The sequence below is a fragment of the Streptomyces sp. NPDC002232 genome, from assembly GCF_042890295.1.
Taxonomy (GTDB): domain Bacteria; phylum Actinomycetota; class Actinomycetes; order Streptomycetales; family Streptomycetaceae; genus Streptomyces.
On record NZ_JBIARV010000003.1, the window covers coordinates 452,242 to 477,995 of the forward strand.

Below are 25,754 nucleotides of genomic sequence, written 5' to 3' on the forward strand. Positions count from 1 at the left end.
GCTCACCGGGCCAGCGAGATGCGGACGAGGTCGGCCATCGAGCGCAGTCCGTCGCGCCGGGCCGAGAAGGTCGAGCCGGGGACGTCGTGCCAGACCACCGGCACCTCCACGACGTCCCGTCCGGCCCGCACGACCCGGGCGAGCAGTTCGACGTCGAAGGCGAAGCCGTCGATGCGGCAGTCCCGCGCGATCTCCCGGACCAGGGGCCCGGGGAAGAACTTGAAGCCGCACTGGGTGTCGGCGACACCGGGCAGAGAGAGGTGCGCGAGGGTGCGGAAGAGCAGGCCGCCGCCGCGCCGCAGCAGCGGCTGCTCCACGTCGAGGCGCGCGCCGGGCGCGTGCCGGGAGGCGATCACGGCGCCGTGGCCCGCCCGCAGCAGCCGCATGACCCGGTCCAGGGTGTCCACCGGGGTGGCGTTGTCGGCGTCGGCGAAGCCGACGAACCGGGCCGAGGAGGTCTCGATCCCGCGCCGGACCGCAGCGCCCTTGCCCTGGTCGCTGCACCCGATGGCGTGGACCGGGACGGGGGAGTCGGTGAAGCGTCCGAGGACGTCCTGGGTGCCGTCGGCGCTGTTGTTGTCGACCACGACGACCGCCGAGGACCAGGGCCGTTCGGTCAGGTAGTCGACGGTCGCCGCCACGGTGGTGGGCAGTCGGCGCCGCTCGTTGAAGGCGGGGATCAGCAGTTCCAGTTCCACCGGCGGGCGGACGAGCCGGCGGGGGAGCGGTGCGTGGGTGCGTGCGGCTGCCATCACGCCTCGCCTCCTCGGGGGAAGGCGCGGGGCGCGGAGCGCGCGCACGCGCGGGGGATCGGGGCGTGGACGGGGGCGCGGCGGGCGGTGCCGCCGTCGGCGGGGCCGGACGCGCCGGCCGGGCCGTGGGAGCCCGGTGAACCGGACGGGCCGCTGCGGGCGGGAGAGCCCGATGGACCGGCGCTACGGCCCGAGCCGCGCCCGCGTCGAGCGGTGCGCGCGTGGGTCGTACGGGTCCGCCGCCGCCGCGCCGCGCCGCGCGGCCTGCGTGCCGGGCTCCGGGGCGGACGGGCGCAGGGGCCGATCCGGTCGGAGGCCCGGCGGGCCGGGTGCGGGTTCGGAGCGTGCGGGGAGCGGTGGAGCGAGCGACGACGGGCATCAGCGAGGGGCCAGTCGGTCACGCGTCGCAGCGGGTGCGGAACGGGTGCCACCGGCGTTCGGCTGAGGGGATGTGAGGTCACGACGAGCCTCTCCGTCAACCGACCCTGCCGAGGATGTGCGCTCAGGGTCTGGTTTGTCCTGAAATGTTGCTTCTCTAAGCGGTAGCATCCCGCGAAGCGGTTCGTCAACCGGAGGCGCCGTGGGAGCCGCGGAAGGGCACCCGGGTCAGCCTCGACAGGGCGTTGTGCGGCCGCTCCTCCAGCAGGGTGCCGAGGATCCGGGCGCCGTCGCGGACCGTACGGGGATGCGGCGGTCCGGCCCGGCCCGCCGGGCGGCGCGGCCGTTCGCGGCTCGGCACCTCGGCGACGCGCAGCCCGTAGTGCAGCGCGTGCGTGACGAGTTCGGCCCCGAGCTCGACGCCGTCCTCGCGCAGGTCCAGGAGGTCCACGAAGGGCCGCCGGAAGGCGCAGAACCCGTACCAGAGATCCGTGAGGTGCTGGCCGTAGAGGCGCCGGGCGACCCGCAGCAGCGCGCGGTGTCCGAGGCGGCGCGGGAGCGGATAGTCGGCACAGTCGCCGCCCGCGATGAAACGCGAGCCCTTCACGAAGTCGTAACCGCTTTCCAGGTAATGCAGGTAATGCGGGATCTCGTGCGGCGACATGCTCCCGTCGGCGTTCATCAGGACGATCAGGTCCCCGGTCGCCGCGAGCAGGGCCGCGTGCGGGATGTCGCCCCGCGTGAAGTCCCAGTCCCCCAGCCGCCGCACCTCCATGCCCTCGCGCACGGCGCCCTCCGCGGCGCGGCCGCCGATCAGCACGACCTCCCGCACGCTCGGGGGCACCTGGTCCAGCAGCCCGTCGAGCACCGGGCCGGGACACGCCTCACCGGGGCGGACCGTGAGCACGAGGGTCACCGTCCGGGTGCCGGGGGCCGGCGACCGGTCGGTCGAGCGGCGCAGAGGATGGGAGTCGCCGCTCATCGCGCATCGCTACTCATCGGTACGGCCTCACTCGTCTGTTCGGCCCCTCGGGCGAGCGCCCGCATTTCAGAATCCTGCGTGCGGGTGGCGCCGTCAAGAAATGCGGAAGAGGACGCGGAAGATCATGCGAGCGGGTATGCGGAGACACGGCGGACGGGTACGCGGACATACGGCGGACGGGTACGCGAATTCCCACGAGAAGCGACCCGGCCCCGCGTCGGCGATTTCTGCGCGTTCCCTCCTGGAGGAATAGAATCCCTGCATGGCAGGGCGAATTGAGGACTACGCCCTCGTCGGTGACCTGGAGACCGCCGCGCTCGTCGGGACCGACGGGTCCGTCGACTGGTGGTGCGCACCCCGCTTCGACTCGCCCGCGTGCCTCGCGGCTCTCCTCGGCGATCCCGGCCACGGCCGCTGGATCCTCGCCCCGGTCGGCAACGGGCTCTGTAAGCGCAGGAGTTACCGGGGCGACACCCTCGTCCTCGACACCGTCTGGGAGACCCTCTCCGGCGCCGTCCGGATCACCGACTTCATGCCGCCCCGCAACCGGGGCGAGGACGCCCCGAGGATCGTGCGCGTCGTGGAGGGGATCTCCGGACGGGTCGCGGTGCGGGGCGAGTTGAGGGTCCGCTTCCACCACGGCAGCATCGTGCCCTGGACCCGCTCGACGGACCGGCGCACCGTCGTCTCCGTCGCCGGACCCGACGCCGCCCACCTCTCGTGCGGACCCGGAGTCACGCTGGACGTCACCCCGGAACGCACCACCTGCGCCTTCACGATCACCGCCGGCCGACGGGTCGCCTTCGTCCTCGGCTGGTGCCCCTCGCACGTCCCCGCGCCGCCGCCCGCGACCCCCGGCGACGTCGACGCCGCCCTCGGCCGCACCCTCGCCTTCTGGACCGACTGGGCCGCCGCCCTGCGCTACGAAGGGCCCGCGCGCGAGGCCGTCATCCGCTCCCTGCTCACCCTCAAGGCCCTCACCTACGCCCCCACCGGCGGCATCGTCGCCGCCGCCACCGCCTCCCTCCCCGAGTCCATCGGCGGCGGCCGCAACTGGGACTACCGCTTCTGCTGGCTGCGCGACTCGACCTTCACCCTCTCCTGCCTGCTCCGCGGCGGATACCGGGGGGAGGCGCAGGCCTGGACCGACTGGCTGCTGCGCGCCGTCGCCGGAGACCCCGCCGACCTCCAGCCGCTGTACGGGGTCGAGGGGCAGCGGCGGCTCGCCGAGACCGACGCCGACTGGCTCCCGGGCTACGAGAACTCACGCCCCGTCAGGTTCGGCAACGCCGCCAGCGGCCAGTTCCAGCTGGACGTCTACGGCGAGGTGCTCAGCACCGTCTACTCGGCCGTCCGGGCCGGGGTCCGTCTCGGCCCCGAGGCCTGGTCCCTGGTGGCCGCGCTCCTGGAGTACCTCGGCGAGCGCTGGTGCGAGCCCGACGAGGGCATCTGGGAGGTCCGGGGTCCGCGCCGTCACTTCGTCCACTCCAAGGTGATGGCCTGGGTCGCCGCCGACCGCGCCGTCCGCCTCGCCCGCGTCGCCGGGCTGCGCGGCTCCGTCGCGCGCTGGCAGGCCCTCCGGGCGGAACTGCACGCGGAGATCTGCGCCCGGGGGTGGAGCGAGGAGCAGGGCTCGTTCACCCAGTACTACGGGAGCCGGCAGGTCGACGCCACCGCCCTGCTGATCCCCCGGCTCGGCTTCCTCCCGGCCGCCGACCCGCGCGTCCTCGGCACCGTCCGCGCGATGGGGAGGCTCGACGACCACGGCTTCCTGCGCCGGTACGGCGACGTCCGGGACGGCGGCACCCACGACCTCGACGACCTCGGCGGCACCGAGGGGACCTTCGTGGCCTGCACCTTCTGGTACGCCGACGCGCTCGCGATGACCGGCCGCGCCGCCGAGGCCCGGACCGTCTTCGAGCGGCTCCTCGCCGTCCGCAACGACGTGGGGCTCCTCGCCGAGGAGTGGGACCCGGTGGCCTGCCGCCAGCTCGGCAACATGCCCCAGGCGCTCAGCCATGTCGCGCTGGTGAACACGGCGTTCACCCTGTACGGCACCCGCCGCCACGACCGCGACCGTACGCGGCACCTCGCCGCGGCGTGATCGGCGACGCCTCCGGCGCGCGCCGCCCGGCCGTGCCCGGCGGGATCCGGCTCCCGCAGCCGCCCCGGCCCGCCCGCACCGCCCCACCCCGGCTCTGGTCCCGCTCCCGGTTCCGCACCGCCCCACCCCACCCCGGCCCACCCCACCCCGGCCCGGCCCGCCCGGCCCTGGTCCCGTTCCCGGTTCCGGACCGGGCGTGTCGTTCGGGTGCCTCCAGCGGGCGCCGCGGCCGCCCGTGGGTTCGAATCGGGGCATGGCTCCCTACGACAGGCTCCGCACCGGCGGCTCCCCGAGGCCGCCGAAGAACGCTGACACCTGGTGGTACGCCGCCGTGGCCGGTGAGGCATCCGGCTCGTTCAGCACGCGGGTCCGCACCCGGACCCGCCGTGCCTGCCTCGGGGCCGTCCTCCTCCTCACCGTCGTCTACGCGGGACTCGTGCTCACCGCGACCGGCCGCCGCTGGGGCGACGCCGCCGTGACCGGCCGCCGCGCCGACGCCGTCGCCGTCACCGTGCTCCGCGACCACCCCTCGCTCGCAGGGCTCACCACGCTCTCCCTGGTCCTCGGCTGCGTCGCCCTGATCGCGGTGGGTCTCATACGCAAGCGGTACGCCCTCACCGGCGCCGCCGCCGGAGGGGTCGTCACCGCCCTCGCCGTCACCGGGCTGCTCCAGCGGTACGCCCCCCGCCCCCGGACCGTCGACACCGCGGGCGCCCTCGTCCCGAGCGGCTTCCCCAGCCTCCAGACCACCCTCGCCCTCGGCGTCGCCCTCGGTCTGGTCCTCGTCGTCCCCTACCGCTACCGGGCCCTCGCCGTCGGCGCCGCGACCCTGTGGGCCGCCGCCGTCGGCGCGTACACCATCGCCACCGGGCACCACCGGCCCGGCGACGTCATCGCCGCCGCCCTCGTCGTCCTCGCCGTGACCTCGGGACTCCTCGCCGTGATCGCCCGCAGGGGCAAGGTCCGCCCCGGACCGCCCCGCGGACCCGCCCTGCCCGGACTCCCCGCGACGGTCCCGCTCGCCCTCCTCGCCCTGGCCGGCCTCGGTGCCGGGCTCTGGCTGCTCGGCGACACCCTCGCGCTGCCCGCCGCCGCCCCGTACGACCCGGCCGACCTCCGGCTCGCCCACCGCTGCGGCCAGGCCCTGGCCGCGGGCGTGGTCGCCGCCACGGGGCTGACCCTGCTCGCCGTGCTCCGCCGCGTCGACGTGGACGGCCCCCCGGCCGCGTACCGGCTCGGAGGGCCCTTCGTCGAAGCCGCGGGCGTCCCGCACGACGGAGAGCTCGTGGGGCCCTTTACCGAGGACCACGATCACGAGATATCTTGATGTCGAGCAATCTCGCAGACGCAGACGTGGAGCGGAGCACCCGGTGACTGACTCGACCATCATCTACACCCACACTGACGAGGCGCCTGCCCTGGCGACGTACTCGTTCCTGCCCGTGATCCAGGCGTACGCCTCGCAGGCCGGAGTCACGGTCGAGACGCGTGACATCTCCCTCGCGGGCCGCATCATCGCGGTCTTCCCCGAGTTCCTCGAGGAGGGCCAGCGCATCGCCGACGCCCTCTCCGAGCTCGGCGACCTGGCCAAGACGCCCGGCGCCAACATCATCAAGCTGCCGAACGTCTCGGCCTCGATCCCGCAGCTCAAGGCCGCGGTCGCCGAGCTCCAGGCGCAGGGCTACGCCCTCCCGGACTACCCGGACGACCCGAAGACGGAGCAGGACAAGGACGTCCGCGCCCGCTACGACAAGATCAAGGGCTCGGCCGTCAACCCGGTCCTGCGCGAGGGCAACTCCGACCGCCGCGCGCCGGGCTCGGTCAAGAACTACGCCAAGAACCACCCGCACCGCATGGGTGCCTGGTCCGCCGAGTCCAGGACGAACGTCGCCACGATGTCCGAGGGCGACTTCGCCTCCTCGGAGAAGTCGGTCGTCGCCGCCAAGGACGACACCCTCCGCTTCGAGTTCACCGCCGCCGACGGCACCGTCAGCGAGCTCCGCGAGCCGCTGAAGGTCATCGCCGGCGAGGTCGTCGACGCCGCCGTCATGCGCGCCGCCGCCCTGCGCACCTTCCTGAGCGAGCAGGTCGCCCGCGCCAAGGCCGAGGACGTGCTGTTCTCCGTGCACCTCAAGGCGACGATGATGAAGGTCTCCGACCCCATCGTCTTCGGCCACGTCGTGCGCGCCTTCTTCCCGAAGACCTTCGCCGCGTACGGCGAGCAGCTCGCCACCGCCGGCCTCTCCCCGAACGACGGCCTCGGCGGCGTCCTGAAGGGCCTGGAGTCCCTCCCGCAGGCGGCGGAGATCAAGGCATCCTTCGAGGCCGAGCTCGCCGACGGCCCCGCCCTGGCGATGGTCGACTCCGACAAGGGCATCACCAACCTGCACGTGCCGTCCGACGTCATCGTCGACGCCTCGATGCCGGCCATGATCCGCACCTCCGGCCACATGTGGGGCCCGGACGGCCAGGAGGCCGACACCCTCGCGGTCCTCCCGGACCACAGCTACTCCGGCGTCTACCAGGCCGTCATCGAGGACTGCCGTGCCCACGGCGCCTTCGACCCGTCGACCATGGGCTCCGTACCGAACGTCGGTCTCATGGCGCAGAAGGCCGAGGAGTACGGCTCCCACGACAAGACCTTCGAGATCGCCCAGGCCGGCACCGTCCGCCTGATCGACTCCGAGGGCGACGTGGTCCTGGAGCAGGAGGTCGCCGAGGGCGACATCTTCCGCGCCTGCCAGACCAAGGACCTGCCCATCCAGGACTGGGTCAAGCTCGCCGTCACCCGCGCCCGCGCCACCGGCGCCCCGGCCGTCTTCTGGCTGGACGAGAACCGCGCCCACGACGCGCAGCTCATCGCCAAGGTGAAGCAGTACCTGCCGGAGCACGACACCGAGGGCCTGGACATCAAGATCCTGTCCCCGGTCGAGGCCACGAAGTTCTCGCTGGAGCGCATCCGCCGCGGCGAGGACACCATCTCGGTCACCGGCAACGTCCTGCGCGACTACCTGACCGACCTCTTCCCGATCCTGGAGCTGGGCACCAGCGCCAAGATGCTGTCGGTCGTCCCGCTGATGGCGGGCGGCGGCCTCTTCGAGACCGGCGCCGGCGGCTCCGCCCCGAAGCACGTCCAGCAGCTCGTCAAGGAGAACTACCTCCGCTGGGACAGCCTCGGCGAGTTCTTCGCGCTGGCCGCCTCCTTCGAGCACCTCGCGACCACCACGGGCAACGGCCGCGCCCAGGTCCTCGCCGACACCCTCGACCGCGCCACCGGCACCTTCCTCAACGAGGACAAGTCGCCGACCCGTCGCCTCGGTGGTATCGACAACCGCGGCAGCCACTTCTACCTGGCCCTCTACTGGGCCCAGGAGCTGGCCGCCCAGACCGAGGACGCGGAGCTGGCGAAGGCCTTCGCCCCGCTCGCGGAGACCCTCACGGCCAACGAGCAGAAGATCGTCGACGAGCTCGTCGCCGTCCAGGGCTCCCCGGCCGAGATCGGCGGCTACTACCAGCCCGACCCGGCCAAGGCCGCGGCCGTGATGCGCCCGTCCGCCACGTTCAACGAGGCCGTCGCGTCCCTCGCCTGATCCGCCGCGCGGCCCCCGTCGGCAGCGGCGGGCGGCCCGCACCGCCCCGGCCGGAGTCCCTCCGGCCGGGGCGGTCCCGTCAGTGGCGCATCTCACCTCCGGGTGTGAACCTGGATGGATGAGCTGGGCATCTTGGACGACCGCCGGTGTCTACACCGGGCGAGGTGGGGTGCTGACCGACGAGGCGGGCGTCGTCACGGGCGATCTGACCGTGCACACGACGTTCGTCGAGCGCGAGGCACGCGTGGCCGTGCAGTACAGCGGCGCATCCGACTGGTTCACCATGTCGGGCAGTCCCGTTCCGTGCGGATCGGAGGAGGAGAGCCGCGACCTGCACGACGCCGTCGTGGCCGCCGTCCGGGAGGGGCAAGGGGCCACGGTCCCGACCCTGCCCGCGGCACCGCCGGTGTAGCCGCGTCCGGCAGAAAAGTGTTATCCCTCCCAAGCCCGCGGGTCTCCCCCTCCGGGGGACTCGGACCAGGGATGAGGGAGCAGACCCATGGACAGCGACGAGCGACGCACCACCGCCCTGGTCGAGGCGGCCAGGGCGGGTGACGCGGACGCCAGGGAAGAGCTGGTCCGCGACCATCTCCCGCTCGTCCACAACATCGTCGGCCGCGCCCTCGACGGCCACGCCGACACGGACGACATCGTCCAGGAGACGATGGTCCGCGCCCTCGACGGGCTCGCCGGCCTCCGCGACCCGTCCCGCTTCCGGTCCTGGCTCGTCGCCATCGCGATGAACGGGATACGCCGCCGCTGGCACGAGCACCGCCGGGCGCCGGTCCCCGGCCTCGACCGGGCCGCGGACCTCGCCGACCCGGCCGGCGACTTCACCGAGCTCACCATCCTCCGCCTCGGCCTCTCCGGCCAGCGCCGTGACGTGGCCCGCGCCACCCGCTGGCTCGACGAGGACGACCACGAGCTCCTCGCCCTGTGGTGGCTGGAGGCCGCGGGCGAACTCACCCGCGCCGAGCTCGCCGAGGGCCTCGGCGTCACGCCGCAGCACGCCGCCGTCCGCGTCCAGCGGATGAAGGAGCGCCTGGACACCGGCCGCTCCGTGGTCCGCGCCCTCGACGCGCTCCCGCCGTGCACGGACCTCACCGAGACCGTCTCCACCTGGGACGGCCTGCCCTCCCCGCTCTGGCGGAAGCGGATCGCCCGCCATGTGCGCGCCTGCTCCGACTGCGCCTCCCGCGCGGCGGGCCGCCGGGGCCTCGCCCCGGTCGAGGGCCTCCTGGTCGGCATCGGCCTCGTCCCGCCCCTGACGGTCGCGGCCTCGGGCGGCGAAGGACCGGCGGTCGAGTACACCGCCCATACCTCCCCGGCACCCGGCGGACCCGATACCGCCGGCCGGTGGAGCCCGCTGCGGCGTGCCTCCGCCGCCGGCGTCGCGGCCGTCGCCGTCCTCGGCGCGGTCGCCCTCCTCGTACCGCCGGAGCCGGAGGCGCACGTCACGCCGGACCGGCCCGTCGCCGCGCCCCCGACGACGACCGCGCCGGCCACCGTCCCGCCGCGCCCGACGGCCACCGTCGCCGCCCCGTCCCCGACGACCGCGCGCCCCACGCCCCGGCGCACCCCGCGCCCCACCCCGGCCCCGGATCCGGGGGAGCGGGTCACCGCGCTCGTCAACCGGCTGCGGGCGGCGGCCGGCTGCGCACCCCTGCGCACCGACCCCCGCCTGGTCGCGGCGGCCCGGGGCTACGCCCGGGACATGGCCGCCCGGGGCTACTACGGCCACAGCAGCCCCGAGGGCGACTTCGCGGACGCCAGGATCACCGCCGCCGGGTACGACTGGAGCGCCTGGGCCGAGAACCTGGCGCGCGGCGCCGCCGACCCGGAGACCGTCGTGGAGGACTGGCGGGACGGGTCGATGCACGAGGAGAACATGCTCGACTGCCGGTACCGGGACACCGGGGTGGCGACGGTGCCCGGTCCCGACGGCAGGCTCTGGGTGCAGAAACTGGCCGCGCCCGCCTCCTGAAGCGCTCAGCGGCGGGCGCCGAAGTCCTGCACCCACCAGGGGCCGTTGGCGGCGAGGGCCACCCCCACCCCGATGTCCTTGAACGAGCAGTTGAGGATGTTCGCCCGGTGGCCGGGGCTGTCCATCCAGTCCTCCATGGCCTTCGCGGGGGTCTTCGGCCCGCGATGGATGTTCTCCCCCCACGTCGACCAGGCGTACCCGGCGCCGCTGATCCGGTCACCGGCGTCCCGGCCCTCCGGGCTGTGGTGCTCGTAGTAGTCGCGGGCCGCCATGTCGTCGGCGTGCGCCTGCGCGGCGGCCCGCAGCCGCCGCTCGGAGCGCAGCGGGCCGCACCCGGCCTTCTCCCGCTCGGCGTTGGCGAGCGCCACGACGTCCCGGACGTACCTCGGGTCCTTCCCGGTGGCGGCCTGTGCCCGGTGCGGTGCGTCCGGGGCGGCCGCCGTCGTACCGGTCGCGGGCGTGGCCACGTACATCCCGGTCAGCACCGTGAGCACCCCGGCTGCGGCCCCGGCGAGGGTGACGGCGGTACGGAAGGAGAGCCGCGGCCGCCCCCTCCCGCCCGCTCTGCGGTGCCGGCCCGCGGCGCGCCCGGCCTGCCGGGGTGCCGCGAAGGGGGAGGGGTGTCCAGGTGCTTCGGAGTGGCCGGGACGGTCGTGGTGCCGCATGGAGCTCCGCTCTCTCGCCGAGGTCGCCGGACGGTCCGGCGCTGGGAGAGCCACCGGGGCGACGGCGGTAAGACTTTCCGGCCCCGGCCACCCCGACACTCCTCGTCAACGCGGCGCGTCAACCCGGCTCCGAGCCTGTCAGCCCTGCGGGATCACCGCCACCGGACACGGCGCCAGGTGGAGCGCCGCGTGCGCGACGGAACCGATCCGGGGGCCGACCGCCCCGCGCCGGGCCCTCCGGCCGACCACGAGGAGCTGCGCGCCGCCGGAGACCGACAGCAGCACCTGCCCCGCGCTGCCCAGCTCGACGTGCTCGGCGACCGGCACGTCGGGGTGACGCTCGCGCCACGGCGCCAGCGCCTCGCGCAGCGCCTTCTCCTCGTACGGGACGAGTCCGCCGGCCTCGTCCGCGAGCCGCATCGAGGCCGGACTGTAGGCGAAGAGCGGCGGCAGGCTCCACGCGCGCACGGCCCGCACCGAGGCCCCGCGCGCGGCGGCGGTCTCGAAGGCGAACCCGAGCGCCGCCGCGCTGTCCTCCGGGCTGCCGTGCTGGCCGACGAGCACGTATCCCGCGGGCGGTTCGGCCGCCTCGCCGTCGCGGGAGCGCACGGCGACGACGGGACGGCCGGCGCCGGCGATGATCTGCTGTCCGTACGAGCCGAGCAGGAAGCCCGTCACGGCGCCGTGGCCGCGCGAGCCGAGGACGAGCATCTCGGCCCGCTCCTCGGTGCCGAGCAGCGCGGCGACCGGAGTGTCGGGGAGCACCTCGGCCGTGAGCGTCACGCCGGGGTGGAGCTCGGCGACGGTCGCCTCGGCGGCGCGCAGCACGGCGTACGCCGTGCGCTGCTGCTCCTCCGGGTCCTGGACGAGGGGGAGGTCGAGCGGTTCCCAGCGCCACGCGTGCACGAGCCGGAGAGGCAGGTCCCGGCGCAGGGCCTCGCGGGCGGCCCAGTCGGCCGCGGCGAGGCTCTCCGGGGAGCCGTCCACTCCTGCGACGATCTCACGACTCATCGGGCTGCCTCCGTCGGTGCGGTGACGGGCCCGCCGGACGGCCGGCCCTCCTGGGTCCAGCTTGGGCCCATCGGCAGCCCCGGGAGAGGGCCGGACGTCCCGACATGCCGGACCGTCCGTCCCTTTCCCCCGGGCGTGCTCAGGCCAGCAGGGTGAGGCGGGCGTGCGTGCCGTTGAGGTAGTGGTCCCCGATGTCCCGCAGCCGGTGCGCCGCCTGGGTGGGCGCGGTCAGCGCGCGGGCGTTGCGCCAGAAGCGGTCGAAGCCGGGCCCGCCGCCCCGGGCGTCGGCGCCCTCCGTGCCGTCGACGAGTTCGAGGATGCGGGTGGTGATGTGGACGGCCGCCCGCCCGGTGACGGTCTCGGCCGCCGCCACGAGCACGGCGATGTCGGCGCGTTCCTCCAGGCCGAGCGCCCACTCGGCGAGCAGCCCCCGGGAGAGGGCGTCGGTGGCCCGCTCCACCACCGCGGCGGCGGCGTGCGCGGCGGTGGCCAGCTCCCCGTAGGCGAGCAGGAGGTACGGATCGTCCCCCGTGCCGAGCGGCGCGGCGGCGCCCGCGGCCGAAGGGCCTTCCGCGGGGTCGCCGGGGACCGGCCCCGCCTGCCCGGCGCGGCTGATGTCCCGGGCCTCGGCGAGCGCCCCCTCGGCGATGCCCAGGCCGACCTGGACGAGGAGCAGCCGCAGGACGAGCGGCGCGAGGGTGGTGAACGGCGCGACGGCGTGCTCGTCGTGGGGCAGGACCCCGAGCACGTGCCCGGGGTCCACCGGGACGTGGTCGAAGGTAACGGTGCCGGCCCCGGCGAGCCGCTGGCCGACCCGGTCCGTACCGGCGTCGGTGAAGACCCCGGGGTGGGCCGGGTCCACGAGGACCACGAGCAGGTCCCCGGTGCCGCCGGGGCGCGCCCCGACGACGAGCCGGTCGGCGACGGTCACCCCGGAGGCGAAGGTGCGGCGCCCGTCGAGGATCCAGCCGCCGCCGGGGCCGTCGGCGGGGGTGAGCACCAGGCCGGGGCCGGACTCGGCGCGCGGGGGTTCGACGCCGCCCGCGAGCAGCCAGCGCTCCTCGGCCGTACACACGTCGAGGGAGAGCGCGCGGGGGGAGCGCGTGTCGCCCGTGTCGTGCGCGGGGCCGAAGAAGCGGCTGCTCCACGACAGGGCGTAGTGGTGGGCGAGGAGTTCGCCGACGGAGCTGTCGGCGGCGGAGATCTCCCGCACGACCGCGCAGGCGGCCCGCAGGTCCGCGCCCCGCCGGCTCGGTCCCGGCGCGGTGAGGAGGGCGGGCAGGCCGGCCTCCTGGAGCCGGGCGACCTCGTCGAAGGGCGCCTTTCCGGCCCGGTCCCGGGTGAGGGCGTCGACGGCCAGGTCGTCGGCCAGTTCGCGGGTCACGCGGGGCCAGATCTCGTCGTCGGCGGACCGGTCGACGGGCCGGTCCGCGCGCCGGCCGGGCGGTGCGGCGGCGGTGCGTGTCGCTGGTCTCCTCGGCGATCTCCTCGGCGTACTCACGTCACCTCACCCGATCCCTAGTATCCCCACTGGAATAGTAGGGATAGTGGCAGAGGGGGCCACCGGAGCCCAAGGGGCGTCCACGGGCTGGACAAGGCCGTACCGGTCGGCGAGACGGCGTCAGATCGGCGCAGGTAGGGGCGGGTTGGTCCGCGCGGTCAGGGGTTGGTCCACGCCTCGGGGTCGTCGGCGAGCGCCACGATCCCCGCCGGGAGCTTCGCCGCTGCCAGCTCCGCGAGCGACACGCCGAGCACACCGCGGACACTCGCCCGCAGCGCGATCCACAACGTGAGCAGCGACTCCGCGGGACCCGTGTACGAGAGGTCCGGCGGCCGCTCCCCGCGCACCGACACCAAGGGGCCCTCCACGCAGCGGATGACGTCCGCGACGGAGATCGTCTCGGCCGGCCGCGCCAGCCAGTAGCCGCCGTTGCCGCCGCGCTGGCTCTGCACCAGACCGCCCTTGCGCATGTCGCCGAGGATGCCCTCCAGGAACTTGTGAGAGATGTCCTGGTCCACCGCGATGGCCTCGGCCTTCAGCGGCCCCGTGTCCTGGGCCGCGGCGAGCTGGAGGGCGGCCCGCACCGCGTAGTCGGCCCTGGCTGAAATGCGCATGGGCGCATTATTCCGCACGGGTGGGACGGGATCCGCGAGCCCGGCCCCGCCGCGCGGGAAGAGCCGTACCGCACCCTTGACGTCACCCGTGACCGGCCGGACACTCAGGGACGGGAAACCGAGCGAACAGGTAGGAAACCATGGGACGCACCGGCCGGAGGGACACCTCGCCCGCCGCGTCCCTCCCGCGCTCGCTGCCCCTCACGTCCCGCCGGCACATCGATCTGCTGCGGGTCTGCAGCGCCGCGAGTCGCCGCTCCCGCCCGGGCGTCCCCCCGTCCGCCGAGGCCTGATCCACCGCACCGGCCCCGGACGCCCGCAGCGGTCCGCCCGTCTCCTCTTCCCGTACCTCTGCTGCCCCCGGGCCCCGCGCGACCCCCGCGTCACACCGCCGTGACCCGGGCCCCGCGCGCCGCCCGGCCCAGCACCGAGCACCCCCGAGGGAGAAGCATGTCCGTCGTCGTCCCGTCCTCGCTCCTGCCCGCCTCCGCCACGCCCGCCTTCCGAGGCCGCATCGGGCGCGACGCGAACAGCGGCCACTACGCCGTGCCGCACCGCTACCGCCTCCACGTCGACCCGTCCGACCCCCGGTGTCTGAGCATCGCCCTCACCCACGGCCTGCTCGGACTCGACGACACGCTCCCGCTCACCGTCCTCCCCGGCACCCCCGACACGCCCGACGGCGGGTACGCCGTGCTCCGGCCGCTGTACGAGGCGAGCGCCCACCTCTACACCGGGCCGCCCGCCGCCCCCGTGCTCAGCGACGGATGGACCGGACGGATCGTCAGCACCCACGTCCCCGACATCCTGCGCGACCTCGCCCTCCGCTTCCGCGGCGACGGCCCCGACCTGCTGCCCGAGGAGCATCGGGCGGCCATCGACGCCGTCGCCGACCTCTGCGAGCGGAGCGTCAACCGCGCCGCCCAGCGCGCCGGCGAACTCGGACTCGACGGCGACGCCGCCCACCGCGACCCGCTCACCGTGCTCCTCTCCGCCCTCGGCTCCCTGGAACGCCGCCTCGCCCACCACCCGTACGTCCTCGGCGACGCGCCGACCGCCGCCGACGTGCACGTCTGGGTCACCCTCGTCCAGCTCGACACCGTCCACCGCTGGCACCTGGACGCCGCCGCCATGGACCGGGTCGCCGCACACCCCGCGCTGTGGGCCTACGCCCAGCGCCTCGCCGCCCGCCCCGAGTTCGCCCGCCACCTCGACATCGACGCCGTCCTGCGCCGCCACCGCGCCCACTGCCGGGGCCGGGAGGCCGCCGGTGCCGGGATACGGATCGTCGACTGGTCCGCCGCCGGGCGCTGATCAGCCGGTCCGGTGCCCGGCGCCGACCCGCCGGACGTCAGCCGATGCGGTGCCCCGCGCGTCAGCCGAGGCGACGATCCGCCTCGTCGGCCGATGCGACGACCCGCCGGACGTCAGCCGATGCGGTGCCCCGCCAAGGGGCCCGTGTCGTCGCCCGCACCCGAGCGCACCCCGCGCAGGAACGCCTCCAGCGCCTCCAGCGAGCTCGTCGCCGGCTCCCACCCCAGCTCCCGCCGGGCCCGTTCGGTGGCGAGCAGGGGCAGGTGCCGCAGCGCGTCGAACAGCCCCGGGGAGGCACCGGCCAGCCGCAGCCTCCAGGCCGCCGCCACCGCGCCCCGTACCGCGCCCGCGGGCACCCGCACCGGCCGGGCGCCCAGCAGTTCGCCCAGCACCGCACCGTCGATCACCGGCTCCGCCGCCAGGTTGAACGCGCCCCGCACGTCCCTCAGCAGCGCCCTGCGGTACGCGTCGGCGGCGTCGTCCGTGTGCAGGACCTGGAACCGCAGCCCGTCGAACTCCGGCAGCAGCGGCAGCAGATCGGGCCGCACCAGCTGCCCGGGGAAGAACCGTCCGGCGAAGATCCTGCGCTGCCCGCTCGCCGACTCCTCCTTGAACAGGAACGCCGGACGCATCCGGACCACCCGGGTCTGCGGGTGGTCCCGCTCGAAGGTGTCGAGGACCCGCTCCAGATAGGCCTTCTCCCGGGTGTACGCGGCCCCCGGCCAGCCGTGCGTCGGCCACGCCTCGGACACCGGCGCGCCGCCCTCGGGGCCGGGGGAGTAGGCCCCCACCGACGAGGCGTGCACCAGGACCGGCACCCGGGCGGCCGCCACCGCCTCGAAGACGCGGACCGCGCCCAGGACGTTCGTCCGCCAGGTCTCCACCGGGTCGTGCGTCGGCCCGAACCGCCAGGCCAGGTGCACCACCGCGTCCGCGTCCGCCACGTACTGGGCGAGCCGGGGCTCGTCCCCCTCCCGGGACAGGTCCAGCTCCTCCCACTCCACCCCCGGGACGTCGAGCTTCGGCCGCCGGCGGGCGAGCCCGAGGACCGAACCGACGCCCGGATCCCGGGCCAGGGCCCGGACCAGGCTCGTACCCACGTTGCCGGTGGCGCCCGTGACGACGACGCGCGAAAGCGTGCTCGGGTTCATGTCTCCGACCCTCCGCCATGGGCGGCGCGAGCGCACTCCGGGGGACCCCCGTGACCGGCCCGGTCACCCACCGTGTCCGTACGGTTCGCGGGGGTGGCCCACGGCCGGGAACATGGAGCGCATCAGGAGACAGGAGACAAGGCCATGCTGCTGCCCGACAGGAACACCGTCGACCGGCTGCTCCGCCACTTCCGCGCCCAGGAGCGGACCGTGCTGGACAGACCGTGCGACCTGTCGGCCCGCCGTCGCTTCGAGGACACGGCGTACACCCTGTGCGTCCTGATGGGAGAGCGCACCGCCTCCGCGGCGGTCCTCGCCGCCGAGCGGTACGTGAGGACCGGAGGAGATCAGGAATCGAGAAGCGTCGCCGCCGTACCGCCACTAGCGTGACCGTCATGACCTTCGCGCACGTGTCCGACGCGCGCGCCGCACGCGACGTGTCCGGCGCGGCCGGCCGCGGACGCGAAGGCCCACCGTCACGACCCGCGCGAACGCTGGAGACACGATGAGCAAGGCCCCGAGGGCGGACGAGCAGGCGTCCGTACCCCACGCCGCCGACCGGCACGACCTGATCCGCGTGCACGGCGCGCGCGAGAACAACCTCAAGGACGTGAGCATCGAGATCCCGAAGCGCCGCCTCACGGTCTTCACCGGCGTCTCCGGCTCCGGCAAGAGCTCCCTCGTGTTCGACACCATCGCGGCCGAGTCGCAGCGGCTGATCAACGAGACGTACAGCGCCTTCGTCCAGGGCTTCATGCCCACCCTCGCCCGGCCCGAGGTCGACGTCCTCGAAGGCCTGACGACCGCGATCATCGTCGACCAGCAGCGCCTCGGCGCCGACCCCCGCTCCACCGTCGGCACCGCGACCGACGCCAACGCGATGCTGCGGATCCTCTTCAGCCGGCTCGGCAAGCCGCACATCGGCCCGCCCAGCGCCTACGCCTTCAACGTCCCCTCGGTCCGCGCGAGCGGCGCCATCACCGTCGAGCGGGGCAGCAAGAAGACCGAGCGCGCGACCTTCGAGCGCACCGGCGGCATGTGTCCCCGCTGCGAGGGCCGGGGCACCGTCTCCGACATCGACCTCACCCAGCTCTACGACGACACCCGGTCCCTCGCCGAGGGCGCGCTCACCATCCCCGGCTACACGCCGGGCGGCTGGAACTACCGGCTGTACACCGAGTCGGGCCTCGTCGACCCGGACAAGCCCATCCGGAAGTACACCAAGAGGGAACTGGCCGACTTCCTCCACCACGAGCCGGAACGCATGAAGATCGCCGGGATCAACATGACCTACGAGGGTCTGATCCCGCGCATCCAGAAGTCCTTCCTCGCCAAGGACAAGGAGGGCATGCAGCCCCACATCCGGGCCTTCGTCGAGCGCGCCGTCACCTTCACCACCTGCCCCGACTGCGACGGCACCCGGCTCAGCGAGGGCGCCAGGGCCTCGAAGATCAAGCGGGTCAGCATCGCCGACGCCTGCGCGCTCCAGATCAGCGACCTCGCCGACTGGGTCCGCGGCCTCGACGAGCCGTCCGTGGCGCCGCTGCTCACCGCGCTCCAGCTGACCCTCGACTCGTTCGTGGAGATCGGCCTCGGCTACCTCTCGCTCGACCGGCCCTCGGGCACGCTCTCCGGCGGCGAGGCCCAGCGCGTCAAGATGATCCGCCACCTGGGCTCCTCGCTCACCGACGTCACGTACGTCTTCGACGAGCCGACCGTCGGCCTGCACCCGCACGACATCCAGCGGATGAACGACCTCCTCCTCCAGCTGCGCGACAAGGGCAACACCGTGCTCGTCGTCGAGCACAAGCCGGAGACCATCGTGATCGCCGACCACGTCGTCGACCTCGGCCCCGGCGCCGGTACGGCCGGCGGCACCGTCTGCTTCGAGGGCACCGTCGACGGGCTGCGCGCCGCCGGCACCGTCACCGGCCGCCACCTCGACGACCGGGCCCCGGTCAAGAAGTCGGTGCGCACGCCCGACGGCGCCCTGGAGATCCGCGGCGCCTCCACCCACAACCTGCGCGACGTCGACGTCGACATCCCGCTCGGGGTGCTGACCGTCGTCACCGGCGTCGCCGGCTCCGGCAAGAGCTCGCTCGTGCACGGATCGATCCCCTCCGGCGCGGAGGTGATCTCCGTCGACCAGAGCCCGATCCGCGGCTCCCGGCGCAGCAACCCGGCCACCTACACCGGGCTGCTCGAACCGATCCGCAAGGCCTTCGCCAAGGCCAACGGCGTCAAGCCGGCGCTGTTCAGCGCCAACTCCGAGGGAGCCTGCCCCACCTGCAACGGCGCGGGCGTCATCTACACCGACCTGGGGATGATGGCGGGTGTCTCGTCGACCTGCGAGGACTGCGAGGGGAAGCGGTTCCAGCCCTCGGTGCTCGAATACCTCCTCGGCGGCCGGGACATCAGCGAGGTCCTCGCCATGTCCGTGACCGAGGCGGAGGAGTTCTTCGGCTCCGGCGAGGCGAAGACGCCCGCCGCCCAGCGCGTCCTCGCCCGGCTCGCCGACGTCGGACTCGGCTACCTGAGCCTCGGCCAGCCGCTCACCACGCTCTCGGGCGGCGAGCGGCAGCGGCTGAAGCTGGCCACCCACATGGGCGACAAGGGCGGCGTCTACGTCCTCGACGAGCCGACCACCGGCCTCCACCTCGCCGACGTGGAACAGCTCCTCGGCCTCCTCGACCGGCTCGTGGACTCCGGCAAGTCGGTCATCGTCGTCGAGCACCACCAGGCGGTCATGGCGCACGCCGACTGGATCATCGACCTCGGGCCCGGAGCGGGCCACGACGGCGGCAAGATCGTCTTCGAGGGCACGCCCGCCGACCTGATCGCGGCCCGCTCGACCCTCACGGGCGAGCACCTCGCGGAGTACGTCGGCGGCTGACGCCCGCCGTCGGCTGAGCCCCACCGACGGCTGAGCCCCACCGTCGGCTGACCCCCGCCGTCGGCGCCCCGGGACCGCCCGCGCCCTCCCAGGGCGTCGCTCAGGTGGCTGCGCCCGGGGGGTGCGTCGCTCGCGCCTCGCGCTCGGGTGGCTGTTCGGCTTCGCGCTCGGGCGGCTGGTCGGTCCCGCGCTCGGGGGCGTTGCTCGGCCCCGCGCTGGAGTCGCCGTTCCGCCCGGCTCCCGGGTTCGCCGCTCAGCCCCCCGCGCGGGGGAAGCGGGCCCGGGGCGCGTCCACGCAGGTGTCCCGCGAGGTCGGGCCGCCGAAGCGCAGCCGGTCGTACGCGGTGAACTCCGGCTCCAGGGCGTCGAGCGCGTCCACGCGCGCGTGGAGCGCGGCGCGCCACTCCGGCGAGGGATCGGCCCCGGCCTCCGCGAGACACGCGCCGATCTCCGCCGTCAGCGCGTCCTTCCTGCGGATGTTCGCCGGGGTCACCTCGCGCAGGCAGACGTACTGGCCGCTCAGGTACGCCGCCCACTCCGCCTCGCCCCGGCCCCGGTCCTCCCAGTGGCCGGTGAACCAGTCGCGCAGCCGCCCGACGCCGCCCGCCGCGTCGGCGAGCGCGAACAGATCGCGCGGCACCATCTCGGCGCCGTCCGACCGCAGGTACCCGGGCAGCGGCAGCAGCGCGGCGAGCATCAGCCGCCTGACCTCGTCGGGGTCCCGGCCGAGTGCCCCGCACAGGGCGTCCAGCGGGACGAACACCCCGGTGACGTACGCGTCGTCCTCGGCGGTCATCGGATGCGCGCCGTTGACCTCGCGGAACCGCTCGGCGATCCGTGCGGCCGGTGTCGTGTCCGTCATCGCGTCACTCCTCGGGGCAGGCCGTCCGGGCCGGTCCCGGACGGTGCTCCCGCAGGCTAGGAGCCGGACGGTGCGGCCCCCGCCGAACCGTCACCGTCCGGGCCGGGGCGAGGCCGGCCCCGTCGACCCGCCCGGCCGCCGGGCCCGATCGGCGGCCGGGCCCGATCGGCGGCCGGGCCCGATCGGCGGCCGAGCCCCGTCTGTACGTCAGTCGCGGCGGGCCCGATCGGCGCCGCACCCCGTCCGTACGTCAGACGCGGCGGGCCGTTCGGCGTCGCCACCCCCACAGGGCGATCGCGGCGGCACACGCCGAGGCCACCAGGGCCAGGGGCAGGCCGGCCGAGGGACCGGAGGTCTCGGCCTCCGCCCTCGCGGACTTCGGCGCCGGCGAGGTCGCCGGATCCGCCCCCGCCCCGGCCGCCCGTGCGGGAGCCGCCGCCTTGGCCTGCCCGTCACGGGCCACCGACACGGTCCGCGCCCCCGGGTCGGCCGCGGCCTTCGCGCGCACCGGCGCGAGGGACCCGACGGGCTCCACCCGTCCGGCCGCCCCGAAGCCCCAGTCGAGCAGCGACCGCGCCTCCTCGTACACGGCGTGCCCGCCGCCCTCCTGCGGGTTCATCACCGACACGACGAGCGTCCGGTCGCCGCGCCGGGCCGCCGACACCAGCGTGTTGCCCGCGTTGCTCGTGTAGCCGTTCTTGATCCCGAGGAGCCCCGGATACCGTTCCACCCCGTCCGCGCCCGTCAGCAGCCGGTTGGTGTTGGCGATGCCGTACGACCAGGAGCCCGCGGGGAAGTCCGCGTACGACGTCGAGCAGTACCGGGCGAAGGCCGGGTCCTGGAGTCCGGCCCGCCCGAAGAGCGCCAGGTCGTACGCGGAGGACACCTGACCGGGGGCGTCGTAGCCGTCGGGGGAGACCACGTGGGTGTCCTCGGCGCCCAGGGACCGGGCCTTCTCCTGCATCTGCCGGGTCATCGACTCCCAGCCGCCGTTCATCTCCGCCAGCACGTGCACGGCGTCGTTGCCCGAGCTGAGGAAGACGCCGTTCCACAGGTCCGAGACCTTGTACGTGTACCCCTCCTTCACCCCGACCATACTGCTGCCGGCCCCGATCCCCTCCAGCTCGGCGTCGGCCACGGTGTGCTGCTCGGACGGCCCGTGGTGGGGGAGCGCGGTCAGCGCGAACAGCGTCTTGAGCGTGCTGGCCGGCGGCAGCTTCCGGTGCGCGTTGCGCGCGGCGAGCACCTCGCCCGTGGAGGCGTCGGCCACCACCCACGAGAGCGCCGAGACCGAGGGCAGCTCGGGCGCTCCCGACAGGCGCTGCACCTGGGTGCCCTGTCGGCCGAGCCGCGCCGGGTCGACGTGCCGACGGGCGGGCGGGGTGGGCTCCCCGACGGAGGAATCGGCGCGCGGCACCGGGCCGGCGGGAGAGGCCGCGGCCGCCGGGACGGGCAGCACGAACAGCAGCGCCGCGGATCCGGCGGCGGCATGACGAACAGCTGACGTGACGATCATTCAGTCACCGTAGGAAGGCTGCGGCGAGCGCGCAGATCGGAGTGCGCCGACCGGCGTAGCGGGTGCGGCGTACGGCGGCGCGTCGTGCGTCCGCCCGGGTGGTCCCCACCGCGCCCCGGGGCTCCCGGCCCGCTGTCGGTGGCGCAGGGCATCCTTGTGACGTGCCCTCACACCCCGACCAGAACAGCGTCGTTCCGCCCCGGGCGACCGGAGCGGCCGCCACCGAGCCGCCCGCACGGTCCGTCCCCGGCCCCGCACGGGAGGGCGGGACGCCCGCCGGCCCCTTCGGCGCGTCCGCTCCCCGGACCGCACAGCCGTCCCGCGGCGCCCCCGACGGGCACATGATCGTGTGCGGGGACGACGCCCTCGCCCACCGGCTCGCGCGCGAACTCCACGAGGTGTACGGAGAGCAGGTCACCCTCCTGGTGCCGGTGCCGCCCGGGGCGCCCCAGGCGCCCGAGGGCCGCGCCGGCCGGGCGCTCGCCCTCTTCGGGCGGGTGACCGCCGCCGTCACCCGCACCACCGGCGCCGCGTCCCCCGGGGACGGCGCCGACCCCGCCGGAGCCCCGCGGGTGGTCGAGTCCGCCGAGGCCGACGACCGGGCGCTCACCGAGGCCGGGGCGGACCGCGCGGCGGCCCTCGCCCTCGTCCACGAGGACGACGAGACCAACATCCGGGCCGCCCTCACCGCCCGCCGGCTCAACCCCCGGCTGCGCCTGGTGATCCGCCTCTACAACCGCAAGCTCGGCCAGCACCTCGAAACCCTCCTCGACCAGGCCGCCGCCGTCGCCGAACCCGGCCTCGACCCCGAGAAGCTCGACGCCGCCACCACGGTCCTCTCCGACGTCGACACCGCCGCCCCCGGTCTCGCCGCGGCCGCCGTCGCCGGCACCAGCAAGGTGGTCCAGGCCGGGGGACTGCTGCTGCACGCAGTCGACCGGCCGCCCGTCGCGGGACAGGCCCCCGACCCCGGGCTCTGCACGCTCGCCCTGCTGTCCGCCACCGCGGGCGACCCGGCGGGCTGCGAGGGATCGGAGCACAGCGGCGACGCGGGCCCCCGGCTGCTGCCCGACGACCGCACCGTCGCCGCGGCCACCGGACGGGCCGCGGTCACCCTCGAAGCGGTCACCCCCGCGGGCCCCGCCCCGCACCCGGCCCGCATCGCCGCCTCGGCGCTGCCCGTCGCCTCGCTCTTCTCCCCGCGCCTGCGCTGGTCGCTCGCGGGTGCCGTCGCCGCCGTCGTCGCGCTCGCCCTCGCCTCCACCTTCACCACCGGCGACCACCCCCTGCACGCCGCCTATCTGACGCTCCTCGACATCTTCGCCATCGGCGACCCGGCCGTCGGGGAACCGACCGGCCGTCAGGTCCTCCAGATCCTGGCGGGCTTCGTCGGACTCCTGCTGCTCCCGGTGATCGTCGCCGCCCTCCTCGAAGGCCTCGGCACGTTCCGCACCGCGACCTCGCTCCGCCGCCCGCCGCGCGGGCTCTCCGGGCACGTCGTCCTCCTCGGCCTCGGCAAGGTCGGCACGCGCGTCCTCGCCCGGCTCCGCGGGCTCGGGATCCCGGTGGTGTGCGTCGAGTCCGACCCGGAGGCCCGGGGCGTCGCCGTCGCCCGCAGGCTCCGCGTCCCCACCGTCATCGGCGACGTCACCGAGGAGGGCGTCCTGGAGGCCGCCCGCATCGACCGCGCCCACGCCCTGCTCGCCCTGACCAGCATCGACATCACCAACCTGGAGGCCGCACTCTCCGCCCGCGCCGTCACCCCCGAACTGCGGGTCGTCCTGCGGCTCTTCGACGACGACTTCGCCACCGCCGTGTTCCGCACCCTGCGCACCGCCCACCCCGGGGCCCTGACCCGCAGCCGCAGCGTCTCCCACCTCGCCGCGCCGGCCTTCGCCGGCGCGATGATGGGCCGCGAGGTCCTCGGCGCCGTGCCCGTCGAGCGCCGCGTCCTCCTCTTCGCCGCCGTGGACGTCGCGGACCATCCGCTCCTGGAGGGCCGGACCGTCGCCGAGGCCTTTCGCCCCGGCGCCTGGCGGGTCATCGCCCTGGACGGCCCCGGCGGCTCAGGCGAGGGCTGGCGCCTGCACCCGGAGCGGCTCCTCGGGGCCCAGGACCGGGTGGTGGTGGCCGCCACCCGCCGCGGCCTCGCCCAACTCCTGCGCCGAGGCGGCCGGGAGGAGCGTGGGACTCCCGACGACTCCGTACGGACGGAGCGCGGCCGACCGTAGGATCTGACCGCCCCCGTGCCGAGATCGCGTCGCTTCCGCAGTCAGGAGTCCCCACGTTGAACACCTCGCACACCACCCCGGACGCCGCCCGCACACCGCACCTCATGGACGCGGTGGGCGGCTGCCCGCACGCGGCGAACGCCCGCATGCTCGCCGAGGGCGCCGTCGCCCCCGTCCTGCTGCCCGGCGGGATCGAGGGCATGGCGGTGCTCGGCCACGACGCGCTGCGCGACTTCCTCTCCCACCCCGACGTCGCCAAGGGACCCCAGCACTTCACCGCCCTCGCCGAAGGTCGCATACCCGACGGCTGGCCCCTGCGGACCTTCGCCACCGTGCCCGGCATGACCACCGCCGACGGGGCCGACCACCGGCGGCTGCGCACCCTGGTCAGCAGCGCCTTCACCGCCCGCCGGGTCGAGGCGCTCCGCCCGCGCGTCGAGGCGGTCACCGCCGGACTCCTCGACGGGCTCGCGGAGGCCGCCCGCGAGGGCGACGGCGTCGCCGACCTGCGCCGCCACTACGCGCTGCCGCTGCCGCTCGGAGTCATCTGCGAGCTCCTCGGCGTCGACCCGGCCCACCAGGACCGGCTGCACCACCTGTCCAGCCTGGTCGTCGCCACCGACACGGAGCCCGGACGGGCCGTCGCCGCCAACCGGGAACTCGTCGAACTCCTCGGGGCCATCGCCGCGGCCAGGGCCGCCGCCCCCGGCGAGGACCTCACCAGCGCCCTCATCGCCGCCCACGACGAGGACGGCGACCGGCTCAGCCGCCCCGAGCTCATCGGCACCCTGCTCCTGATGATCATCGCGGGCCACGAGACCACCCTGAACCTCGTCACCAACGCGGTCCGCGCGCTCTGCGCCCACCGCGACCAGCTCGCCCTCGTCACCGAGGGCCGCGCCCGCTGGGAGGACGTCGTGGAGGAGACGCTCCGCTGGGACAGCCCGGTCAGCTACTTCCCGTTCCGCTACCCCACCCGCGACCTCACCGTCGACGGCACCCTCATCCCCCGGGGCACGCCCGTCCTCGCCGGATACTCCGCGGCCGGCCGCGACAGCACGGCGCACGGCCCGGACGCGGACCGCTTCGACATCACCCGGACCACGAAGGCGAAGCACCTCTCGCTCGGCCACGGCCCCCACTACTGCCTGGGCGCCCCGCTCGCCCGGGCGGAGGCCGCGATCGCCCTGGAGGCGCTCTTCACCCGCTTCCCCGCACTCGACCTCGCCGTCCCGGAGGCGGAACTGACCCCCCACGCCGGCTTCGTCGGCAACAGCGTCCACGCCCTGCCCGTCCGCCCGGGCGGCTGACGGCCACGGATCAGGCGGAGGCGGGAGAGGTCCGCAGGGCGGAGACGAGGCGCAGCAGCCGGTCCTCGTTCCCCGCGAGACCCGCGGCGCGCAGCGCCTCGTCCGCCTCCGCCATCGGATGAGTGAGCATCACCCCCGCGTACGGGGCGAGCCGCGGGTCGGTCAGCACGGCCTGGGTGGACTCGAGCAGCCGCAGGTACGCCTGGGCGGCCGCGCGCTCGGTGGCGGTGATCGTGGTCATGTCGGGCTCCCTCTCGACAGTTCGGCGCTCACCACCCTCTCGCACGGGTCTGACAATCGGCCTCAGGCCCGCCCGCCGAGGTGCGCCGCCAGCCGTTCCAGGAACACGCGCTGGCCGGAGACGAGCAGCGGAGCGGCGGCCTCCGGCGCGAACCAGCCCACCCGGTCGATCTCCGGGAACTCCCCCCGGACCCCGGACCGGGGCGGCCACTCCATGAAGAACGTCCCCGGCACCACCGCCGCCGGGTCCAGATCGCCCTCCACGGCCCACACGGTGACGAGCTTTCCGCTGCGCTGGCGGGACTCGCCCAGCGCGAACCACGCGCCGTCCGGGGCGGGAAGGCCCAGCTCCTCCTGGAACTCGCGGCGCGCCGCCGCCTCCGGGGCCTCGTCGGGCTCGTACTCCCCCTTGGGGATCGACCAGGCCGACTCCTCGCGGGAGGCCCACAGGGGCCCGCCCATGTGACCGATGAGGACTTCGACGCCACCGTCCGTCGTACGGCGGAACACCAGGAGACCCGCACTGCGCTTGTCCGGCATGCGTCCAGTCTGGCCGAGGGGAGCGGCCGCCGCAGCTCCCCCGCGCGGGTTCACCCCTGGGGGTGTCCCGTCCATCGGGCGGGGCGTCGCGAGCCCGGCCCGATCGACGGGACACC

At 75.1% G+C, this 25,754-nt stretch carries 22 protein-coding genes; 11 read left to right on the plus strand and 11 right to left on the minus strand.

Annotated features, from left to right (window positions below):
• Nucleotides 1-2 precede the first annotated feature (2 nt).
• Together ACFYXU_RS14590 and ACFYXU_RS14595 are read right to left on the minus strand one after the other, a co-directional pair.
• Nucleotides 3-752 carry a glycosyltransferase gene (locus ACFYXU_RS14590; RefSeq protein WP_361401778.1) on the minus strand — a complete coding sequence of 250 codons (750 nt, stop codon included), beginning with the start codon at nucleotides 750-752 and terminating at the stop codon, nucleotides 3-5.
• A 565-nt stretch (nucleotides 753-1,317) separates the two neighbouring features.
• Nucleotides 1,318-2,112, minus strand: coding sequence for a glycosyltransferase family 2 protein (locus tag ACFYXU_RS14595; protein ID WP_389457871.1), 795 nt, complete (start codon nucleotides 2,110-2,112; stop codon nucleotides 1,318-1,320).
• 262 nt (nucleotides 2,113-2,374) lie between these two features.
• On the opposite strand from ACFYXU_RS14595, the gene ACFYXU_RS14600 reads away from it, so the two are divergent.
• The 5 genes from ACFYXU_RS14600 to ACFYXU_RS14620 all read left to right on the plus strand — a co-directional run bounded on the left by ACFYXU_RS14600 (nucleotide 2,375) and on the right by ACFYXU_RS14620 (nucleotide 9,790).
• A complete protein-coding gene (locus tag ACFYXU_RS14600; protein WP_389457873.1) occupies nucleotides 2,375-4,216 on the plus strand; it encodes a glycoside hydrolase family 15 protein in 1,842 nt (613 codons plus the stop codon).
• Nucleotides 4,217-4,469: 253 nt separating this feature from the next.
• Nucleotides 4,470-5,543 carry a phosphatase PAP2 family protein gene (locus ACFYXU_RS14605; RefSeq protein ID WP_389406549.1) on the plus strand — a complete coding sequence of 358 codons (1,074 nt, stop codon included), beginning with the start codon at nucleotides 4,470-4,472 and terminating at the stop codon, nucleotides 5,541-5,543.
• A 43-nt stretch (nucleotides 5,544-5,586) separates the two neighbouring features.
• The gene (locus ACFYXU_RS14610; RefSeq protein WP_389457875.1) at nucleotides 5,587-7,806 is read left to right on the plus strand and encodes an NADP-dependent isocitrate dehydrogenase; all 2,220 of its coding nucleotides are present in this window, start codon (nucleotides 5,587-5,589) and stop codon (nucleotides 7,804-7,806) included.
• A gap of 118 nt (nucleotides 7,807-7,924) precedes the next feature.
• Nucleotides 7,925-8,218: a hypothetical protein gene (locus tag ACFYXU_RS14615; protein ID WP_329852768.1), complete on the plus strand. Its 294-nt coding sequence runs from the start codon at nucleotides 7,925-7,927 to the stop codon at nucleotides 8,216-8,218.
• Nucleotides 8,219-8,305: 87 nt separating this feature from the next.
• Nucleotides 8,306-9,790 (plus strand): sigma-70 family RNA polymerase sigma factor, encoded by a 1,485-nt coding sequence (locus tag ACFYXU_RS14620; protein ID WP_376512121.1) that lies wholly within the window; start codon nucleotides 8,306-8,308, stop codon nucleotides 9,788-9,790.
• A gap of 5 nt (nucleotides 9,791-9,795) precedes the next feature.
• On the opposite strand, the gene ACFYXU_RS14625 is transcribed toward ACFYXU_RS14620, so the two are convergent.
• The 4 genes from ACFYXU_RS14625 to ACFYXU_RS14640 form a co-directional block, all read right to left on the minus strand.
• Nucleotides 9,796-10,455: a CAP domain-containing protein gene (locus ACFYXU_RS14625; protein ID WP_389457877.1), complete on the minus strand. Its 660-nt coding sequence runs from the start codon at nucleotides 10,453-10,455 to the stop codon at nucleotides 9,796-9,798.
• Nucleotides 10,456-10,593: 138 nt separating this feature from the next.
• Nucleotides 10,594-11,466, minus strand: coding sequence for a universal stress protein (locus ACFYXU_RS14630; RefSeq protein WP_329852771.1), 873 nt, complete (start codon nucleotides 11,464-11,466; stop codon nucleotides 10,594-10,596).
• A 139-nt stretch (nucleotides 11,467-11,605) separates the two neighbouring features.
• Nucleotides 11,606-12,967 (minus strand): acyl-CoA dehydrogenase, encoded by a 1,362-nt coding sequence (locus tag ACFYXU_RS14635; protein ID WP_389457879.1) that lies wholly within the window; start codon nucleotides 12,965-12,967, stop codon nucleotides 11,606-11,608.
• Nucleotides 12,968-13,125: 158 nt separating this feature from the next.
• Nucleotides 13,126-13,581, minus strand: a complete 456-nt coding sequence (locus ACFYXU_RS14640) for an Rrf2 family transcriptional regulator (protein WP_329852773.1) — start codon at nucleotides 13,579-13,581, stop codon at nucleotides 13,126-13,128.
• A 140-nt stretch (nucleotides 13,582-13,721) separates the two neighbouring features.
• Between ACFYXU_RS14640 and ACFYXU_RS14645 the strand changes: the two genes are divergently transcribed.
• The gene (locus tag ACFYXU_RS14645) at nucleotides 13,722-13,874 is read left to right on the plus strand and encodes a hypothetical protein (protein ID WP_361401804.1); all 153 of its coding nucleotides are present in this window, start codon (nucleotides 13,722-13,724) and stop codon (nucleotides 13,872-13,874) included.
• 157 nt (nucleotides 13,875-14,031) lie between these two features.
• The gene (locus tag ACFYXU_RS14650; protein ID WP_376512115.1) at nucleotides 14,032-14,895 is read left to right on the plus strand and encodes a glutathione S-transferase C-terminal domain-containing protein; all 864 of its coding nucleotides are present in this window, start codon (nucleotides 14,032-14,034) and stop codon (nucleotides 14,893-14,895) included.
• A gap of 113 nt (nucleotides 14,896-15,008) precedes the next feature.
• On the opposite strand, the gene ACFYXU_RS14655 is transcribed toward ACFYXU_RS14650, so the two are convergent.
• Nucleotides 15,009-16,046, minus strand: a complete 1,038-nt coding sequence (locus ACFYXU_RS14655; protein WP_361401806.1) for an NAD-dependent epimerase/dehydratase family protein — start codon at nucleotides 16,044-16,046, stop codon at nucleotides 15,009-15,011.
• 144 nt (nucleotides 16,047-16,190) lie between these two features.
• Between ACFYXU_RS14655 and ACFYXU_RS14660 the strand changes: the two genes are divergently transcribed.
• Together ACFYXU_RS14660 and ACFYXU_RS14665 are read left to right on the plus strand one after the other, a co-directional pair.
• Nucleotides 16,191-16,436 carry a DUF5133 domain-containing protein gene (locus ACFYXU_RS14660; protein WP_376512113.1) on the plus strand — a complete coding sequence of 82 codons (246 nt, stop codon included), beginning with the start codon at nucleotides 16,191-16,193 and terminating at the stop codon, nucleotides 16,434-16,436.
• A 115-nt stretch (nucleotides 16,437-16,551) separates the two neighbouring features.
• Entirely contained in the window at nucleotides 16,552-18,939 is a 2,388-nt protein-coding gene (locus tag ACFYXU_RS14665; protein ID WP_389457881.1) for an ATP-binding cassette domain-containing protein, read from the plus strand.
• A 253-nt stretch (nucleotides 18,940-19,192) separates the two neighbouring features.
• Here the strand turns inward: ACFYXU_RS14665 and ACFYXU_RS14670 are convergent, their stop codons facing one another.
• Both ACFYXU_RS14670 and ACFYXU_RS14675 read right to left on the minus strand, forming a co-directional pair.
• Nucleotides 19,193-19,801, minus strand: a complete 609-nt coding sequence (locus tag ACFYXU_RS14670; RefSeq protein WP_376512110.1) for a DUF6058 family natural product biosynthesis protein — start codon at nucleotides 19,799-19,801, stop codon at nucleotides 19,193-19,195.
• Nucleotides 19,802-20,051: 250 nt separating this feature from the next.
• The gene (locus ACFYXU_RS14675) at nucleotides 20,052-21,317 is read right to left on the minus strand and encodes a D-alanyl-D-alanine carboxypeptidase family protein (protein WP_389457883.1); all 1,266 of its coding nucleotides are present in this window, start codon (nucleotides 21,315-21,317) and stop codon (nucleotides 20,052-20,054) included.
• Nucleotides 21,318-21,658: 341 nt separating this feature from the next.
• Here ACFYXU_RS14675 and ACFYXU_RS14680 point away from each other — a divergent pair, with 341 nt between their 5' ends.
• Nucleotides 21,659-23,548: a potassium channel family protein gene (locus ACFYXU_RS14680; RefSeq protein ID WP_376512176.1), complete on the plus strand. Its 1,890-nt coding sequence runs from the start codon at nucleotides 21,659-21,661 to the stop codon at nucleotides 23,546-23,548.
• Nucleotides 23,549-23,652: 104 nt separating this feature from the next.
• Entirely contained in the window at nucleotides 23,653-24,858 is a 1,206-nt protein-coding gene (locus tag ACFYXU_RS14685) for a cytochrome P450 (RefSeq protein ID WP_389458483.1), read from the plus strand.
• 10 nt (nucleotides 24,859-24,868) lie between these two features.
• Here the strand turns inward: ACFYXU_RS14685 and ACFYXU_RS14690 are convergent, their stop codons facing one another.
• Together ACFYXU_RS14690 and ACFYXU_RS14695 are read right to left on the minus strand one after the other, a co-directional pair.
• Nucleotides 24,869-25,099: a hypothetical protein gene (locus ACFYXU_RS14690; protein WP_361401817.1), complete on the minus strand. Its 231-nt coding sequence runs from the start codon at nucleotides 25,097-25,099 to the stop codon at nucleotides 24,869-24,871.
• A 62-nt stretch (nucleotides 25,100-25,161) separates the two neighbouring features.
• Nucleotides 25,162-25,638: an NUDIX domain-containing protein gene (locus ACFYXU_RS14695; RefSeq protein ID WP_376512106.1), complete on the minus strand. Its 477-nt coding sequence runs from the start codon at nucleotides 25,636-25,638 to the stop codon at nucleotides 25,162-25,164.
• Nucleotides 25,639-25,754: the final 116 nt, after the last annotated feature.